General features: G+C 70.9%; 16 protein-coding genes. 8 read left to right on the top strand and 8 right to left on the bottom strand.

What is annotated here, in order from left to right; genetic code table 11:
* Positions 1-21: 21 nt before the first annotated feature.
* Positions 22-1,866, bottom strand: a complete 1,845-nt coding sequence (locus ACIQG9_RS03635; RefSeq protein WP_400398081.1) for a phosphoenolpyruvate carboxykinase (GTP) — start codon at positions 1,864-1,866, stop codon at positions 22-24.
* Positions 1,867-2,327: 461 nt separating this feature from the next.
* On the opposite strand from ACIQG9_RS03635, the gene ACIQG9_RS03630 reads away from it, so the two are divergent.
* Entirely contained in the window at positions 2,328-2,864 is a 537-nt protein-coding gene (locus ACIQG9_RS03630; RefSeq protein WP_400398782.1) for a GtrA family protein, read from the top strand.
* A 62-nt stretch (positions 2,865-2,926) separates the two neighbouring features.
* On the top strand, positions 2,927-3,652 hold the full coding sequence (locus tag ACIQG9_RS03625; protein ID WP_400398080.1) for a GtrA family protein: 726 nt from the start codon (positions 2,927-2,929) through the stop codon (positions 3,650-3,652).
* Between the two features lie 82 nt (positions 3,653-3,734).
* On the opposite strand, the gene ACIQG9_RS03620 is transcribed toward ACIQG9_RS03625, so the two are convergent.
* Both ACIQG9_RS03620 and ACIQG9_RS03615 read right to left on the bottom strand, forming a co-directional pair.
* Positions 3,735-4,307: a PH domain-containing protein gene (locus tag ACIQG9_RS03620; protein ID WP_400398078.1), complete on the bottom strand. Its 573-nt coding sequence runs from the start codon at positions 4,305-4,307 to the stop codon at positions 3,735-3,737.
* A 128-nt stretch (positions 4,308-4,435) separates the two neighbouring features.
* Positions 4,436-5,311 (bottom strand): biotin--[acetyl-CoA-carboxylase] ligase, encoded by an 876-nt coding sequence (locus ACIQG9_RS03615; RefSeq protein ID WP_400398077.1) that lies wholly within the window; start codon positions 5,309-5,311, stop codon positions 4,436-4,438.
* A 112-nt stretch (positions 5,312-5,423) separates the two neighbouring features.
* On the opposite strand from ACIQG9_RS03615, the gene ACIQG9_RS03610 reads away from it, so the two are divergent.
* Positions 5,424-7,007, top strand: a complete 1,584-nt coding sequence (locus ACIQG9_RS03610) for an acyl-CoA carboxylase subunit beta (RefSeq protein WP_400398075.1) — start codon at positions 5,424-5,426, stop codon at positions 7,005-7,007.
* A gap of 59 nt (positions 7,008-7,066) precedes the next feature.
* Here the strand turns inward: ACIQG9_RS03610 and ACIQG9_RS03605 are convergent, their stop codons facing one another.
* From ACIQG9_RS03605 to ACIQG9_RS03585, 5 genes are all read right to left on the bottom strand, one after another.
* Positions 7,067-7,954, bottom strand: coding sequence for a hypothetical protein (locus tag ACIQG9_RS03605; protein WP_400398073.1), 888 nt, complete (start codon positions 7,952-7,954; stop codon positions 7,067-7,069).
* Positions 7,954-8,445, bottom strand: coding sequence for an RNA polymerase sigma factor (locus ACIQG9_RS03600; RefSeq protein WP_400398071.1), 492 nt, complete (start codon positions 8,443-8,445; stop codon positions 7,954-7,956). The genes ACIQG9_RS03605 and ACIQG9_RS03600 overlap by 1 nt, the downstream gene beginning before the upstream one ends.
* A 216-nt stretch (positions 8,446-8,661) precedes the next feature.
* Complete coding sequence (locus ACIQG9_RS03595; RefSeq protein WP_400398069.1) at positions 8,662-9,405, bottom strand: M50 family metallopeptidase; 744 nt, start codon at positions 9,403-9,405, stop codon at positions 8,662-8,664.
* On the bottom strand, positions 9,380-9,595 hold the full coding sequence (locus ACIQG9_RS03590; protein WP_400398067.1) for a hypothetical protein: 216 nt from the start codon (positions 9,593-9,595) through the stop codon (positions 9,380-9,382). Before ACIQG9_RS03590 ends, ACIQG9_RS03595 begins: the two co-directional genes overlap by 26 nt.
* Before the next feature lie 87 nt (positions 9,596-9,682).
* Positions 9,683-11,659 (bottom strand): protein kinase, encoded by a 1,977-nt coding sequence (locus ACIQG9_RS03585; RefSeq protein ID WP_400398065.1) that lies wholly within the window; start codon positions 11,657-11,659, stop codon positions 9,683-9,685.
* Between the two features lie 91 nt (positions 11,660-11,750).
* Between ACIQG9_RS03585 and ACIQG9_RS03580 the strand changes: the two genes are divergently transcribed.
* The 5 genes from ACIQG9_RS03580 (at position 11,751) to ACIQG9_RS03560 (ending at position 16,512) form a co-directional block, all read left to right on the top strand.
* Positions 11,751-11,963, top strand: a complete 213-nt coding sequence (locus ACIQG9_RS03580; protein WP_400398063.1) for an acyl-CoA carboxylase subunit epsilon — start codon at positions 11,751-11,753, stop codon at positions 11,961-11,963.
* A 239-nt stretch (positions 11,964-12,202) separates the two neighbouring features.
* Positions 12,203-12,670 (top strand): hypothetical protein, encoded by a 468-nt coding sequence (locus ACIQG9_RS03575; protein WP_400398061.1) that lies wholly within the window; start codon positions 12,203-12,205, stop codon positions 12,668-12,670.
* A 1,372-nt stretch (positions 12,671-14,042) separates the two neighbouring features.
* Positions 14,043-15,182, top strand: a complete 1,140-nt coding sequence (gene mycP / locus ACIQG9_RS03570; protein WP_400398781.1) for a type VII secretion-associated serine protease mycosin — start codon at positions 14,043-14,045, stop codon at positions 15,180-15,182.
* Positions 15,183-15,192: 10 nt separating this feature from the next.
* A complete protein-coding gene (locus ACIQG9_RS03565; RefSeq protein ID WP_400398059.1) occupies positions 15,193-15,849 on the top strand; it encodes a Maf family protein in 657 nt (218 codons plus the stop codon).
* A gap of 9 nt (positions 15,850-15,858) precedes the next feature.
* Entirely contained in the window at positions 15,859-16,512 is a 654-nt protein-coding gene (locus ACIQG9_RS03560; RefSeq protein ID WP_400398058.1) for an O-methyltransferase, read from the top strand.
* The last annotated feature ends 305 nt before the right edge of the window (positions 16,513-16,817 follow it).

Raw genomic sequence — 16,817 nt, 5'->3', positions numbered from 1 at the left:
CGGTACGGGCGCGACTCACACCTACCGCTGCGGCTGCGCGGCGTCGAGCCGGGCCCGCAGCGCGTCCAGCTCGGCCCAGAGGACGCCGGGGAGCTTGTCGCCGAACTTCTCGAACCACTCGGTGACCAGCGGCAGCTCGTTGCGCCACTCCTCCGGGTCGACCTTCAGGGCGATCCGGACGTCCTCCGGGGTCATGTCCAGACCCTCGACGTCCAGCGCGTCCTGGGTCGGGACCATGCCGATCGGGGTCTCGACGGCCGCGCCGGTGCCCTCGATCCGCTCGACGACCCACTTGAGCACCCGCGAGTTCTCGCCGAAGCCGGGCCAGAGGAAGTTGCCCTCGGCGTCCTTGCGGAACCAGTTCACGTAGTAGATCTTGGGCAGCTTGGCGGCGTCGCCGTCGACGCCCTTGCCCATCTCGATCCAGTGGTTGAAGTAGTCGCCCGCGTGGTAGCCGATGAAGGGCAGCATCGCCATCGGGTCCCGGCGCACCACGCCGACCGCGCCGGAGGCGGCGGCGGTGGTCTCCGAGGAGAGCGTGGCGCCCATGTAGACGCCGTGCACCCAGTCCCGGGCCTCGGTGACCAGCGGGATGGTGTCCCGGCGGCGACCACCGAAGAGGATCGCGTCGATCGGCACGCCGTTCGGGTCGTAGTACTCCTCGGCGAGGATCGGGCACTGGGTGATCGGGGTGCAGAACCGGCTGTTCGCGTGGGAGGAGAGGCTGTCGCTCTCCGGCGTCCAGTCGTTGCCCTTCCAGTCGATCAGGTGCGCCGGCGGCTCGCCCATGCCCTCCCACCAGATGTCACCGTCGTCGGTGAGACCCACGTTGGTGAAGACGGAGTTGCCACGGTCCAGCGTCCGCATCGCGTTGGCGTTGGTCTTCCAGTCGGTGCCCGGCGCGACCCCGAAGAGGCCGTACTCCGGGTTGACCGCGTAGAGGCGGCCGTCGGAGCCGAACCGCATCCAGGCGATGTCGTCGCCGATGGTCTCGACCTTCCAGCCCGGGATGGTCGGCTCCACCATGGCCAGGTTGGTCTTGCCGCAGGCGGACGGGAAGGCGCCCGCGACGTGGTAGACCCGGCCCTCCGGCGAGGTGATCTTCAGGATCAGCATGTGCTCGGCGAGCCAGCCCTCGTCGCGCCCCATCACGCTGGCGATCCGCAGCGAGTAGCACTTCTTGCCGAGCAGCGAGTTGCCGCCGTAGCCGGAGCCGTAGGACCAGATCTCCCGGGTCTCCGGGAAGTGCGAGATGTACTTCGTCTCGTTGGCCGGCCACGCGACGTCCTGCTGGCCGGGGGCGAGCGGGGCGCCGACCGAGTGCAGCGCGTGCACGAAGTCGGCGTCGTCGCCCATCGCCGCCAGGATGGTGGCGCCCATCCGGGTCATGATCCGCATCGAGGCGACCACGTACGGGCTGTCGGTGATCTCGACACCGAACATCGGGCTCTCGGCCTCGACCGGGCCCATCACGAAGGGGATGACGTACATCGTCCGGCCCCGCATCGCGCCACGGTAGAGATCGGTCATCGTCCGCTTCATCTCGGACGGCGCCATCCAGTTGTTGGTGGGGCCGGCGTCCGCCTCGTCCACCGAACAGATGAAGGTGCGCTCCTCGACCCGGGCGACGTCGGTGGGGTCGGTGCGGGCGTAGAACGAGTTCGGCTTCTTCTCCGGGTTGAGGCGGATCAGGGTGCCGCTCTCGACCAGTTCGTCGGTGAGGCGGCGCCACTCCTCATCGGAACCATCCACCCAGACCACCCGGTCGGGGGTGGTCAGTTCCGCGACTTCTCGGACCCAGGCGAGCAGCTTGGGGTGGGTCGTCGGGGCCTGATCGATACCCCGCACAGTAGCCGGAGCAACCATGACTCATCTCCTTGTGGTCGACGCTGACCGATGTATGGGATGCACGAGTCTCGGCGGACGCCTGCCGCGTCGCCTTCGTGGAAACCTGGGATTGCGCTCAGCGTAAACCGGGCGGACCCGCGAGTCAGTGGGACTGGTTGTGAACAACTGCACAAGGTGCGGCCCGGCTGCGGCATCACGAGCTGATACCCGCTTTCACGCGCAGTTTCACGCAAATCCTTCGACGAACTGTCGTCGGCCACGAGAACGGGCGACGACGAACGGAGGAACCGGACGTCGGGTGTCGGCCACGACGATTCCGTGAAGCGGTCCGCCATTCGCCCACAAAGAGTTACGCTGCACTCACCGACGGCGGGGCGACGGCAGGCCCGGCCCGGTCGCCGGTACCCCCTCGGGGCGGCTCGTCGTTGGTCCCCGTCCGAGGGGCCGGCAACCGGTACGCTCGCGGGGTGGCCGCGACGATGACCGGGGACCAGTCAGGTAACCCGCCGACCCGCCCGGGTCTGGTCCGCTCGCTGCTGGACCGTTTCGGTCACCTCATCCGCGAGTTGAGCAAGTTCGCCACCGTGGGCGGGATCGCCTTCCTCATCGACTTCGCGCTCTTCAACTACCTGACCCTGGCGCGCGGCGTGGAGCCGGTGACGGCCCGGGCCGTCTCCACGGTGATCGCGGCGACCGTCGCGTTCCTGGGCAACCGGTTCTGGACGTGGCGGCACCGGGTGCGCTCCAACCCGGCCCGGGAGTACGCGCTGTTCTTCTTCTTCAACACCGTCGGCCTGGGTATCGCGGTGGGCTGCCTGGCGGCCAGCCGCTACGGGCTGGGTAGTGTCTGGCCGGCCGTCTTCCGGACCCCGCTGGCCGACAACGTCGCCAGCTACGTGGTCGGCACCGGCCTCGGGACGCTGTTCCGCTTCTGGTCGTACCGACGGTTCGTCTTCGTGGAAGCGGGAAATCCCCGTGCTCCGGAGGCGACCCGTGACCGGTCGCCCGGGGCGTGACCTCCCGCCCACCCGTCCAGCCGGACCCTGCCGGCCCCGTCCTCTGCCCTAAGGTGTTGCGCATGCGTCTTGTCCGTCTGCTGCCCGAGCGCTGGCAGAAGTTCATCCGCGAGGCGCTCAAATTCGGCATCGTCGGGGGCCTCAACACCGTCATCAATTACGCGGTGTTCAACCTTCTGGCACTCACGGTATTTGTCGACGGTCAGCTCAAGGCGACGGTCATCGCCACCATCGTGGCAACGATCACGTCGTATCTGATGAATCGACACTGGACGTACCGGGATCGACCGAAATCGGCACTCAGGCGCGAATACGCCCTGTTCTTCCTGTTCAACGGCGCCGGCCTGGTGATCGAGCTGGGCGTCCTGGCCGCCGCCAAGTACGGCCTGGGCGTCAACAGCCTGCTCGCCCTCAACGTGGCGAAGACCGGCGGCGTCCTGCTGGCCACCCTGTTCCGGTTCTGGTCCTACCGGACGTTCGTCTTCCAGCCGGTCCCGCAGCACGCCGAGGAGTCCTGGCACTCGATCAACCGGGACGAGTGGGACACCATGGCCGAGCTGGACCCGGTGGCCGAGCTGGCCGAGTCGGTCAGCGAGCTGGAGGAGGCCCAGGCCCAGCCGGAGCAGCGCCCGGCCGCGACCCCGGCCGCCGAGCCGGTCTTCAAGCAGCCGCAGGGCCGCAGCGCCGCCCTGGGCACCACCGGGCTGGGCCGGGCGGTCACCGGGGACCTGGACACGGATCTGGCCGCCGAACTGCACGCCGGCACCCACCGGGGCCCGCGCCCCTGACCCGCCCCGACGCCCGCCGCCCACGGCCACCGGCCGGTGCGCGGGCCGGTGGTCGCGGGCGGCGGGGTCGATGCTGACGGGGTCAGGTGGTGGGGTCGCGGAGAGGCTTGCCGTCACGCATGTCGGCCAGGATCTCGCGCATCTCACCGTCGCCCAGGCTGTGCTTGTCGTGCTGCGCCTCGACCAACTCGTAGAGGGTGGTCTGCACCTTGTCGACCCGGGGGACGTCGGCGAGCACCGACTGGCCACGTTCACCGGCCGACTCGATGGTGAGCGTGCCGCAGCCGAGCAGCCGCTCGATGAAGCGCTGGCTCATCGAGTGGTCGTTGATCCGGGCCAGCGGGAGGTCCCGACGGTGCCGGGAGAAGACACCCTCCTGGAGCAGCACCCGCTCGTTGGTGAACAGGTAGTGGGTGGTGCGCCAGATCAGGAACGGCCACAGCCCCAGCCAGAACGCCAGGACCAGGACGAGTGCGGCGATGACGTACAGCGCGATCGTGCCGCCGTCGCCGTCGGGCAGCAGGAGCCAGCCCGCCACCACCGCCGCGACGCCGAGGACCAGCACCAGGATCGGCCGCAGCAGCGCCTTCCAGTGCGGGTGCAGGTGCAGGACGACGTGCTCGTCCTCGGTGAGCACGTCTTCGGGGAACGCCACGGGAACCTCCTAGCCGACAATCGGACGCGCTGACCGTAACCGGTCGGCGCGACCCACCGAATCAGCCGCGCGGCCGGCCGTGCACCCCACGCACGAACCGACCCTGCCCGCTCCCGGGCGGGAGCAGGTCAACGGAGGTGGAGGATGTCGCCGGCCGGCAGGTGCTGCGGTCCGGTGGCGGTGTCCACCACCAGGTGGCCGTCGGCGTCCACGCCGGTCGCCAGGCCGGTCAGCTCGGCACCCCCCGGCAGCAGCACCCGAACCTGCCGGCCCACCGTGGCGCACGAGGCCAGGTACGCCTCGCGCAGGCCGGACACGTCGGCGTCGCCACCCGCGAGACGCCACCGGTCGTACCAGTCGGCGAGGGCGCGGAGCAGGGCCCGCAGCAGCGGATCCCGGTCGGTGGCCGCCGCACCGGCCAGTTGCAGCGAGGTGGCCGGCAGGCCGGTCGGGTTCGCCGGCAGTTCGTCGGCGCGGAGCGTCACGTTGAGCCCGATGCCGAGCACGACCGCGGGCGGCTGCCCCGGGGCGGCGGCGGGCACCGCCTCGGCCAGGATGCCGGCGCACTTGGCGTCGCCGACCAGCAGGTCGTTCGGCCACTTCAGGCCGGCGTCCAGCTCCGCCAGCCCGGTGACCGCCTCGACCAGCGCGACACCGGCGAGCAGCGGCAGCCAGCCGTACCTGGTCGGTGGGGCCGGCGGCCAGTCGCGCTCGGCGACGGCCTCACCGGGCCGCAGCAGGACGCTGGCCGCGATGCCGGCCCGGGGCGGCGACTGCCAGACCCGGCCCCGCCGGCCCCGGCCGACGGTCTGCCGCTCGGCGACGACCACCAGCCCCTCCGGCTCGCCGGCCTGGGCGGCGGCGACCGCGTCCGCGTTGGTCGAGCCGGTCTCGACCCGCAGGTCCAGCCGGCGCCACGGGCCCAGCGGCGCGGTCAACGCGCGGGACAACCGCGCCGCCGACAGCGGCGGACGGTCCAGATCGGTGTACGGCGAGCCCGGCATCCCGCCAGCCTACGGTCCGGGCCAGCACCGGCAGGTCGGTGGCCGGGACGACGGAGCGTACTGAGGTGTACTGCACAGCGGCACGGAGCTGAACCATCGTTATATTCCCTGGGTGACTACCGAGACCGGGATCAACATCCACAGCACTGCGGGCAAGCTGGCGGACCTGGAGCGACGGGTCGACGAGGCGGTGCACGCCGGTTCGGCGCGCGCCGTGGAGAAGCAGCACGCGAGGGGCAAGAAGACCGCCCGGGAGCGGATCGAGCTGCTGCTCGACGACGACTCCTTCGTCGAGCTGGACGGGCTGGCCCGGCACCGGTCCACCAACTTCGGCCTGGACCGGACCCGCCCCTACGGCGACGGGGTGATCACCGGCTACGGCACCGTCGACGGCCGGCAGGTCTGCGTCTTCGCCCAGGACTTCACGGTCTTCGGCGGCTCCCTCGGTGAGGTCTTCGGCGAGAAGATCGTCAAGCTGATGGACCTGGCCATGAAGATCGGCTGCCCGGTGGTCGGCATCAACGACTCCGGCGGCGCCCGGATCCAGGAGGGCGTCACCTCGCTCGGCCTCTACGGCGAGATCTTCTTCCGCAACGTCCGGGCCAGCGGGGTCATCCCGCAGATCTCCCTGATCATGGGCCCGTGCGCGGGCGGCGCGGTCTACTCCCCGGCGGTCACCGACTTCACCGTGATGGTCGACCAGACCTCGCACATGTTCATCACCGGCCCGGACGTCATCAAGACGGTCACCGGCGAGGACGTGGCGATGGAGGAGCTGGGCGGCGCACGCACCCACAACACGCGCAGCGGCAACGCGCACTACCTGGCCGCCGACGAGGACGACGCGATCGACTACGTCAAGGCGCTGCTGTCGTACCTGCCGTCGAACAACCTCGACGAGCCGGTGGTCCTCGACGCCCCGGCCGACCTCGCCGTCTCCGACTCCGACCGGGAGCTGGACACCCTGATCCCCGACTCGGCCAACCAGCCGTACGACATGCACCGGGTGATCGAGCACGTCCTCGACGACGGCGAGTTCCTGGAGGTCCAGCCGCTCTACGCGCAGAACCTGGTGGTCGGCTACGGCCGGATCGAGGGCCGCCCGGTGGGCGTGGTCGCCAACCAGCCGATGCACTTCGCCGGCACCCTGGACATCGCCGCGTCGGAGAAGGCGGCCCGCTTCGTGCGGACCTGCGACGCGTTCAACATCCCGCTGCTGACCTTCGTGGACGTCCCCGGCTTCCTGCCCGGCACCGGCCAGGAGTGGGACGGCATCATCCGGCGCGGCGCGAAGCTCATCTACGCGTACGCCGAGGCCACCGTCCCGAAGGTCACCGTGATCACCCGCAAGGCGTACGGCGGCGCGTACGACGTGATGGGCTCCAAGCACCTCGGCGCGGACCTGAACTTCGCCTGGCCGACCGCGCAGATCGCGGTGATGGGCGCGCAGGGCGCGGTGAACATCCTCTACCGGCAGGAGCTGGCGAACGCCGAGGACCCGGCCGCCGTCCGGGCCGAGAAGATCGCCGAGTACGAGGACACCCTGGCCAACCCGTACGTCGCCGCCGAACGCGGGTACGTCGACTCGGTGATCCCGCCACACGAGACCCGGACCCAGCTCGTCCGGGCGCTGCGGGTGCTACGTACCAAGCGGGAGACCCTGCCGCCGAAGAAGCACGGCAACATCCCGCTGTAGCGCGCCCGCCCGGTCGGGCCGGCGCACCGTCCGGTGTGCCGACCCGGATGGCCGCCCGGTCAGCAGGGCGGGTTGGCCGTCGGACACATCCGCTTCGCGGCGGTCCGACCCAGCGCCGTCAGGTCGGCGAAGCTCATCCCCGGGCCGCCGTCGATCTGGTCGGCGACGGTGTCCGGGGCGGGCTCGACCACGGTGACCAGGTCACCGACCCGGACCACCAGGGTGGTCTCGATCTGCGGCACCGCACCGGTCCGGCGCTCGTCGGGTCGTTTCCCGGGCTGCTGCGACACGTGCCGCAGCAGCATCGACTGGTCGCCGGCGAAGTCCCGCACCGGCAGTTCCCAGCGGTGCACCTCGTCCGCCTGGACCTCCTGGCCGGTCAGGGTGGACCGGCTGAGGCGCCACTCCGCGCAGGCGTTGAGCAGCCGGTCGATCTCACCGAAGAGCCACCGGCCCCCGGGCGGTTCGAGGCGGTAGACGTCCTGACTCAGCGCCGGGACGGCCGGTGCCCGGTTTCCGGCCGCCGGGTGCAGCAGGGTCTGCGACCGGGAGGAGCGGGACACCGGCAGGCGCGCGGAGACCCCGCGCTCACGCCCGCACGACTCGAGCAGCGGGTCGACCCGGACGGTCTCGGCCAGTCCCGTCTCGCCGAGCCGTACCCCCGTGCTCGTGGGCACGTCCGCCGGCGCGAGCAGCGCGCCCACCGGGATCTCCGCCCGGGTCAGCGCCGCGACCGGGGCCACGGGCACCACGGGCAGCGGCGCGGTGGGCCGGCCGGCGACCGCCGCGGCGGAGCCGGACACCAGGGCGAGCGTCGCGGCGGTCGCCAACACGGCGGTACGCCGGCTGCGACGGCGGGCCCGGGCGCGAATCTCGGCCGGCTCGGGCCAGCGGACCTCGCGCAGGTCCCGGTGCAGCCGGTCGACGAAGCTCAGGTCCTCACCCATCACGCATCCTCCAGGTCAGAGACGGCGAGCAGGCCGGCGAGCGCGACGCGCCCCCGGGAGAGCCGGGCCTTGACCGTGCCGACGGGGGCCTCGGTCTCCCGGGCCACCTCGGCGACGGGCATGCCGAGCAGGTAGTAGAGCGCGAGCGCGGTGCGCTGTTCCTCGGGGAGCTGGCGCAGCGCGGCGACCACCTCGATGGTGTCGGTGCCGGGGCCGGGCACGCTGTCGGTCGCCCCGTGCCGCAGGTAGGCACGGGCCCGGCTGCGCAGGCTGCGCCAGCGGCTGACCGCGATCCGGGAGGCCACCACCCGCACCCAGGCTTCCGGATCGTCGTACCCGCTCACCGCCGACCAACGCTGCCAGGCCCGGATGTACGCCTCCTGCACGGCGTCCTGGGCCTCGGCCAGGTTGCCGGTCAGCGCGTAGACGAAGCCGAGCAGCCGTTGTCGGCTGCCCCGGTAGAACTCGTCGAACCCGTCGACGTCCGGCACCCTGGTACCTCCCCCGTGGCGGTCGCAGGTGACACGCGCGCCGAGCCACGGTGGGTTGCTTGGTCGGCCGACCATTCTGGTCGGCTCGACCACAGGTCGGCTCGACCGACGGTCGCTTCGACCACCGGGAGGTCGGGGTGCGCGGGTGAGCCCCGGTGGCGTACGCCTGCCCACAGCAGGTCTGGACGCCGGTATGCCACAGCGGGGGCCGGCGGCTCAGTGCGGGATGCCGGCCCCGGCCAGCAGCGGGCCGGCGAGCAGGGTCGCGCCGACGGCGAGGGCGACGAGGTTGACCAGCCCGAAGACCACCACCCAGAAGAACGCGGGGAAGGGCGTCAGCCGGGCCAACTGGTCGGCGTCGGACTCGGGCAGCCGGCCCCGCCGGCGCAGCCGTTGCAGCTCGAAGACCGGCCGGACGCCGCCGAGCAGCAGGAACCAGACCGACGTCCAGGCGAAGGCGGCCTGCACCTGCGGGGTGGCGTACCAGGAGACGACGAGCACCACGCCGCCGGTGACCAGCAGCGAGAGCACACCGAAGACGTTGCGGACCAGCACCAGCATGGCGAGCAGCAGCGCCACCGCCACCCAGAGCAGCAGGGTGATCCGGTTGCCGCCGAGCAGCCCGGCACCGCCGAGACCGACCAGCGAGGGCGCGACGTAGCCGGTGAGCAGGGTGAGGATCATGCCGGGGCCGGTGGGCCGGCCGGCGCTGAGAGTGAGGCCGGAGGTGTCCGAGTGCAGCCGGATACCGTGCAGCCGCCGCCCGGTCAGCAACGCGGCCAGCGCGTGGCCGCCCTCATGGGCGATGGTCACCGCGTTGCGGGCGACCCGCCACGGGGCGCGGGTGGCCACGACCAGCAGCGCGACGGCTGCGGTGAGCAGTACCAGCAGCGGCGGCGGGTCGGGCTGGGCGCTGAGGAGCCGGTCCCAGAGGTCACCCAGCCCGTCGATCGACACCATGGGCGGGGAGCCTACCCGGCCGCCCTGTACGTCGAACCGCCATGACCCCCGCGACGGCGACCGTCACGACGGCGACCAGCGCCACCAGCGCGGCCGGGCCGGCGCTCAGCACCAGCAGGACGACGTCGCCGAGGGCGACGAGCATCCACAGCGCCAGCCGGGGCCGGGCGTCCCTGCGTCGGTAACCCATGTCGTACCTCCTTCCGTCGTCGAAGGACAGATACCCCGTACGACGGAAGCTCATGCGAAACGGTTTCGGCCGGGCAGGAATCCCCGGTCAGTTCTGCCGGTCCGGCTTGAAGCGCGAGGTGATCAGGGCGAAGTTGTCGAGGTTGGCGTTCCAGTCCTTCTCCGCCACCTCCCACCGGATGGCGTAGCCCCGGTTCGTGGCGGTGACGAAGCCCCGGTTACGCACGTGGATCCGGGTGTTGTCCCGGCTCTCCAACCAGTCCCAGTCCGCACAGGTGCGGTAGCCGCCGCATGCCTTGATGTCGAGGTACCTGTAGTTGTTGACGTAGTTCTTCCGGGCCGGTTCTTTGCGCTTCCAGTCGGCCACCGCGTCCTTGAGCGGCGTGGATGTCCACTGGATGAACAGCTCACGCACCCCGCCCGGCTCCCGAATGGTCACCGAGTCGGAGCTGACGCTGCGTCGCCAGCCCTTCGGGACCGGCACGCTGAACGTCGGCCCCTGGTACATCTCCCAGCCCGCCGGCAGCGCGTTCGGGTCGGTGGACGGGGTGGCCGACGGGGTCGGGCTGGGCGCGGCGCTGGTCGGCGCGGGCGCGGCCGACGTCGGCGCGGCGGAGGTCGCGGCACCGCTCGTCGACCCGGCCTGCGGGGTGTCGCCGCCCTCCGGGTCGTCGGAGCTGCCCAGCAGCGGGACGAGCAGGGCCAGCCCGACCAGCAGCACCACCACCAGGGCGCCGATCAGCAGGTTCCGCCGCTTGTGGTCGGGCTTCGTCCCGTCGTACCCGGGGACGGGTGCCCGGCCGGCGGGCGGGCCGACCGGCGCGGACATCACGGCGGTGGGGGTGGCCGGCGGCTCCGGCGGGTCCACCCGGCGGGTGGGCCCGGCGTCGGCGGCCGGGTCGACCTTGCTGGTCGGCGCGGCGTCGGTGTCGACCGGCGGGGTGACCTTCGTGGTCGGCCCGGCGTCCGCCTCGACCGGCACCTTCGCGGTGGCGTCCTGGGACACCACCGTCCCGGCGGCGGTTCCGGTCCCGGCCGCCGTGGCGGCGGTCCCGGTCGCGGCCTGCCTCGCCTCGGCGCTGTCGTACGCCGTCTCCGGGGCGGCGGCCCCGGCGGCGTCGGTACGCGACGGACCGGCCTGCTCCTCGGCCGGGCGCGGTGCCGGCACCAGCGGGGAGCGTGGCTCGCGGGGGCCGTTCGGCCCCGGCCGGCGTACCCCGTCGAGCAGCGAGATCCCCTTGGCGCGCTTGCCGCCGGCCTTGCGCAGCAGGCGCTCCGCCGCCTCGGCGGTGATCCGCTCGGACGGGTCCTTCCGCAGCAGGCCCTGGAGGACCGGCTTCAGCGGGCCGGCGTTCCGCGGCGGCGGCAACGGCTCGGTGGCCAGCGCGGCCAGGGTGCCGATCGCCGACGGCCGGGCGTACGGGGACTTGCCCTCCACCGCCGCGTAGAGCGTCGCCCCCAGCGACCAGAGGTCCGCCTCCGGACCGGCGGTGCCGTCCCTGGCCCGCTCCGGCGCGATGTACGCGGGCGAGCCGAGCACCATGCCCGTCCGGGTCACGTTCGGGTCGCCGGGAATGGTGGCCAGTCCGAAATCGGTCAGCACCACCCGGCCGTCGTCGCCGAGCAGCACGTTGCCCGGCTTGATGTCACGGTGCATCACGCCGGCCTTGTGCGCGGCCTTCAACGCGCCCAGCACGCCGAGGCCGATCTCCACCGCCCGGGCCGGCGGCACCGGCCCGTCCTCGGCGAGAGTGTCCTGCAACGACCTCGACGCCACGTACTCCATGACGATCCACGGGTCGCCGTCGGTGCGGAGCACGTCGAAGATGCGGACCACGTTGGCGTGGTTGAGCCGGGCGATGGCCCGGGCCTCACGCAGCGACCGCTCCCGCATCTCGCGGCGCTCGTCGTCGGTGAGGCTGGGCGGCGGGACGAGTTCCTTGATGGCCACGTCCCGGTGCAGGACCTCGTCGCGCGCCTTCCAGACCCGACCCATGCCGCCCTGACCGAGCGGCGAGATGAGCCGGTAGCGGTCAGCGACGAGTTGGGAAGGCGCGTCAGACATCGGTGAGACCGTACCCGGCCCCGACAATGCTCACACCGCCGGCACGCCACTGTGCGACGTGGGTCAAGTTCTCGACGCGTACGCTGACGGCATGTCAGCCGAAGAGCCGCTGTTCCGGGTCGTCCGAGGTGCTCCCACCGCCGATGAGCTGGCCGCGCTGGTCGGCGCGATCGTCGTCCGGTCCCGGCCGGCCGCCGCGCCCACACCACTGACGACATCCGCGTGGACACGCAGCACCCGGCCGGCCGGCGCGGCCCCGGTGGCCGGCCCCGGCGCATGGCGCGCCTCCGGCCTACCCCGCTGACCCCGCCGGGGTACGACGTGCCGAGCCCGCCCCGGTCAGATCGCCGGACGGCCCCGCGCGTTCCGCCCGGCATCGCCCGCCCGGCGTGTTCCGCCCAGCGGGCGACGCCGAGGGCGTGTGGACGATCCAATGGATCCCGGGCGCGGGGCCACCGGTGGAGCGGTCGGGGGCTGCCGGGATCGGCGCGGAGCCATTAACCTCACTCAGGGAGACGGTTTGGTGACGGTAGGGAGGGGCCAGTGATCCCTGAGGAGGGCCGCCCAGCTACCTGGCTGCGCGACTACGGCGGCATCGAGGCCGACATCCGACAGTTGCGGGAGTTCGCCGACCGGCTCCAGGCCGAGGTCGAACGGAACTACGCGCCGCACCTGCCGTACATCGCCGACGACATGACGACCGCCGTGCCCAATCCCTGTGACGCGTTCGTCGAACTGGTGCAGTTCCTCCAGGCCCACTGGGAGATCCAACAGGCCACCTCCGACATGGTGCACGGCCTGGCCGGGGCCACCAGCCAGCTCGCCGCCGCCGCCGGCCGGGTCGCCGCCGACTACCGGGGCACCGACGCCTTCGCCAACGCCCGGCTGGCCGACGTCGAGCGGGCGCTCACCAATCCGCAGGCCGGCCCGTCCACAGTGCCGGGCCGCTCGTCGTGGGCACGGCCCGATCCCAACAGTCCGGAGAACCCGGGGCCGGTGGTGCTGCCGTGATCGAACGGGGCGGTGGCCGCACGTCCGGCCTCACCGACTGGCAACTGATGGACGTACTCAGCATGTGGGCCTGCCTTCAGGACCAGGAGACGAAGGGGCACTGGAAGCACGTCGCCGGCTGGCGGAAGGTCTGCGACCTCGCCCAGACCCACCTGCGGCGGCTCCAGGAATACCGCAACGGTCTCGCCGAGGCATGGCCGCCGGCGACCAACACCGCCGCCCGGGCGTACCTCGGCGAGCTGGACGAGCTGATCGGCAAGGTGCAACGCACCCACGACACGGCCGCCGCCAACCACGACGCCCTCGCCGCCGCCGCCCGCGCCCTCGACAGCACCCGACCCGAGCTGAAGCGGCTACACGACGAGTACTCCGCCAAGCTCCAGCAGAAGCGGGGTTACGAGGCGACGCTCGCCGACCCCAAGGCAGCGGCCGGCAGCCGGGTGGTGGACCCGCCGGTGACCGACGCGGACCTGGAACAACTCAACGTACGGGCGCGCGGGATCATGTTCGGGCTCAGCGGGGAACTCCAACAAGCCCAAGTCATGCTCCAAAAACCACCTCCTCGACCGGCACCTAAAGTCGATGACCCAGTACAACCGCCTAGTGTCGGAGGTGAGGCTTCACCCCTTATACCGCCGGTCGTGCCAATACCTATTGCAGTTTCGGCGGATGAGCCGACAACTAAACGCCCAGCCCCAATCGTCCAGCCCACTCCGTCCCCATCTGCGCCCAACACCGGCCCAATTCTGGGTGGCGTCAGCGCCGTAACTAGCCCTACTCCGGTTACCCCCACCCCGACAGGCTTTGGTCCACCATCCTCACCATCTGGTGGCGTAAGCTTTCCGCCAAACTTGCCTCCGCTCGGCCAGTCGCAGGTGCGGCCCGTCCCGGGCTCTCCTCGCACGTTTGACAGACCTTCCACCGTAGGTGGGACCGGGAGCCCGCATGCTACTCCACCCCGCCCACTTCCTCCCGGTGGAATTATTGGCGGCGGGCCGGGAATGGGACTAGGGCAGCAAAATGGAGGTGCTTCACCACGACGAGTCAATCCAATCGGAGGCGTAATCGGCGGCGGGTCTGCGGGCACCGCCCCAACCGGTGCAGCCGGCACGCGCCCCGGCATTGGACGTGGCTCCCAATCTGGCGGCATGCATGGCTCATCACCGATTGGAGGCGCACCAGGGATGGGAGGAGGCCTGGGCCAAAATGGTCTTGGCGGCCAAACGTATCGCCGCGATACCAGCGAAACAAGCTCGCGTCAATGGGATGCAGATCATCCATGGGAGACCGACGAAGGCGTGAAGCCGATTGTCCTTCCACCAGACGAGGAAGGCCCCATCGACCCAGGTCCGGCAATCGGCCTCGGCAGATGATGCAGCAATTGACCAAAGTCGCGCTTACTATCACAACCACCTCAGCATTACTTCTCACTTCGCAAAATCCGGCTATCGCTGACCAACGTCGTGATGAGCAATGGCACCTGAGATATCTCAACATTTTGGCGGCTCATCGCATCAGCCAAGGAGAAGGCATCACGGTCGCAGTGCCAGACAGTGGAGTAGACCCACACCCTGACCTGCGACTCAATCTACTACCCGGAACAGACATCATCCCTGGCGGAAGCGGCGATGGCCGGCAAGACAGCGACGGGCATGGCACTGGCATGGCGGGATTAATTGCCGCCCACGGCCAGATAGGGAATTCAGGCGCTCTCGGGGTCGCACCACAAGCCAAAATTCTGCCAATCTTTGATTCACCACCCCACAAGGATGGCGCTACTGATGACCTGGCTGCCGGCATCGAATATGCGACCGCACACCACGCTGACGTCATCAGCGTCTCCTCAATCGCAGGGGCGAGCGTCCGACTCCAGCAGGCTGTAAGGGCGGCACTCAACGCAAACATCGTCGTCGTGGCCGGCGCAGGAAACAAGCCAAGCGAATCAGTTGTTGGATACCCAGCTAGCGAGCCGCGAGTACTAGCAGTCGGTGGAATTGATCCGGATGGCACGCATGCATCAATTTCAGTTTCGGGCCCAGAGATTGATGTAGTCGCTCCCGCCGTCGACATTTACAGCACCAGCATCAACGGCAAATACCGCAAGGGTACCGGCACCTCCGACGCTACCGCGATCGTCGCCGGTGCGGTCGCGCTGATCCGCTCCAAGTACCCCGATCTCCCCGCCTCCGAGGTCGTCCACCGGCTCACGGCCACCGCAGTCGACAAGGGGCCGCCCGGCCGGGACGACGAGTACGGCTATGGCGTCATCGACCTGGTAGCCGCGCTCACCGCCGACGTCCCACCCATCGGTTTCGAGTCGGCCACCGCCACCGCCCCGTCGAGCCCCGGGGCCACCGGTGTCGCCGCGCAGCCGGCCGGCGGTGACGGCGACCGCAACGCCACCGTCCGGGGTCTCGCCACGTTGGGCGTGATCGTGGCGGCCGGGGGTGGATATCTGTTGTGGCGTCGACGTCGACGTGCCGACGACCCACCGCCCCGGATCAGCCGGTAGCGTCGGCGACGTGTCGAATTCCATGCCACTCCGGCTCGTGCTCGCCTCGCAGAGTCCTGCCCGTCGCAAGCTCCTCCAAGCCGCCGGGATCGAACCCGACGTGCTGGTGAGCGGGGTGGACGAGTCCCAGGTGATCGCGGACCGGGCCGAGGACCTGTGTCTGGAACTGGCCCGCTTGAAGGCCCAGGCGGTGTCCGACCGGCTGCGCGCCACTCCGGACGAGCGGATGCTGGTGCTGGGCTGCGACTCGGTGCTCGCGTTCGACGGCGAGATCCTGGGCAAGCCGGCGGACGCGGCGGACGCCACCCGGCGGTGGGGGCGGATGCGCGGGCGTAGCGGGGTGCTGCACACCGGGCACTGCCTGGTGGACCTCAGCCACGGATCCCGGGCGGAGGCGGTGGCCTCGACCGTTGTGCACTTCGCCGACATTCGCGACGAGGAGATCGCCGCGTACGTGGCGACGGGCGAGCCGTTGGCGGTGGCCGGGGCGTTCACGATCGACGGGCTCGGCGGGGCGTTCCTCACCGGCATCGAGGGCGACCCGGGGACGGTGGTCGGTCTGTCGCTGCCACTGCTGCGCCAACTCCTGCGGGAACGCGGGTTGAGCATCACCGAATTGTGGACGAAGATCGCGCCGGGCGCCCAGGAGATCGAGCATCTCGGCTAGCGTCCGATCATGAGTAACAAGTCGTTGCCGCTGACGCCGGAACTGCACGCCTATCTGGTCGCCCACGGCTCCCCGCCGGACGAGATCGTGCGTGACCTGGCCGAGGAGACGCTGGCCGTCCTGCCGGGGCACGCCCAGATGCAGATTGCCCCGGAGCAGGCCGCCTTCCTCACCTTCCTGGTCCGGCTGCTGGGAGTGCGGCAGGCCGTCGAGGTGGGCACGTTCACCGGGCTGTCGTCGCTGGCGATCGCCCGGGGCCTGCCCGAGGACGGCCGGCTCACCTGCTTCGACATCTCCGAGGAGTTCACCGGGATCGCCCGGTCGTACTGGCGGCGCGCCGAGGTGGCCGACCGGATCGAGCTGCGCATCGGCCCGGCCGGTGACACGCTGCGGGAGCTGCCCCAGGAGCGTCACCTGGACTTCGCCTTCATCGACGCCGACAAGACCGGCTACCCGGTGTACTGGGCGGAGCTGGTGTCCCGGATGCGGCCCGGCGCGGTCATCGCCGTGGACAACACCCTGCGTGGCGGCCGGGTGCTCGCCCCGCAGAACGCCGACGACCGGGCGGTCGCCGCGTTCAACGACGAGGTGCTGGCCGACGTCCGCGTCGACACGGTGATGCTCCCCCTCGCCGACGGCGTCACCCTCGCCCGAGTGCGCTGAAGCCCCACGCCACCTGAGATCCACTTCGTTTCGCCGGGATGGCGGTATCGGAGCCGGCAGGACCCCGCCAGATCGGCGAAACGAAGTGGATCAACGGGCACCCGACGCAACGCGGCACCTCGCGGTCCAGTCGGCCCGAAGTGGATCAACGGACACCCGACGCAACGCGGCACCTCGCGGTCCAGTCGGCCCGAAGTGGATCAACGGACACCCGACGCAACGCGGCACCTCGCGGTCCAGTCGGCCCGGAGTGGATCAACGGACACCCGACGCAACGCGGCACCTCGCGGTCCAGTCGGCCCGGA

The sequence above is a fragment of the Micromonospora sp. NPDC092111 genome (assembly GCF_044755745.1).
Lineage (GTDB): Bacteria > Actinomycetota > Actinomycetes > Mycobacteriales > Micromonosporaceae > Micromonospora.
This window is presented reverse-complemented; position numbering and strand designations above follow the sequence as displayed.

Bases quoted from the DNA above. Each gene is read 5' to 3' on its own strand.
- ACIQG9_RS03595 (WP_400398069.1), bottom strand. From the start codon at position 9,405: ATGGTGTCGATCGACGGGCTGGGTGACCTCTGGGACCGGCTCCTCAGC.
- ACIQG9_RS03585 (WP_400398065.1), bottom strand. From the start codon at position 11,659: ATGTCTGACGCGCCTTCCCAACTCGTCGCTGACCGCTACCGGCTCATC.
- ACIQG9_RS03580 (WP_400398063.1), top strand. From the start codon at position 11,751: ATGTCAGCCGAAGAGCCGCTGTTCCGGGTCGTCCGAGGTGCTCCCACC.
- ACIQG9_RS03605 (WP_400398073.1), bottom strand. From the start codon at position 7,954: ATGGGTGAGGACCTGAGCTTCGTCGACCGGCTGCACCGGGACCTGCGC.
- ACIQG9_RS03635 (WP_400398081.1), bottom strand. From the start codon at position 1,866: ATGGTTGCTCCGGCTACTGTGCGGGGTATCGATCAGGCCCCGACGACC.
- ACIQG9_RS03560 (WP_400398058.1), top strand. From the start codon at position 15,859: ATGAGTAACAAGTCGTTGCCGCTGACGCCGGAACTGCACGCCTATCTG.
- ACIQG9_RS03625 (WP_400398080.1), top strand. From the start codon at position 2,927: ATGCGTCTTGTCCGTCTGCTGCCCGAGCGCTGGCAGAAGTTCATCCGC.
- ACIQG9_RS03630 (WP_400398782.1), top strand. From the start codon at position 2,328: ATGACCGGGGACCAGTCAGGTAACCCGCCGACCCGCCCGGGTCTGGTC.
- ACIQG9_RS03615 (WP_400398077.1), bottom strand. From the start codon at position 5,311: ATGCCGGGCTCGCCGTACACCGATCTGGACCGTCCGCCGCTGTCGGCG.
- mycP (WP_400398781.1), top strand. From the start codon at position 14,043: ATGCAGCAATTGACCAAAGTCGCGCTTACTATCACAACCACCTCAGCA.
- ACIQG9_RS03590 (WP_400398067.1), bottom strand. From the start codon at position 9,595: ATGGGTTACCGACGCAGGGACGCCCGGCCCCGGCTGGCGCTGTGGATG.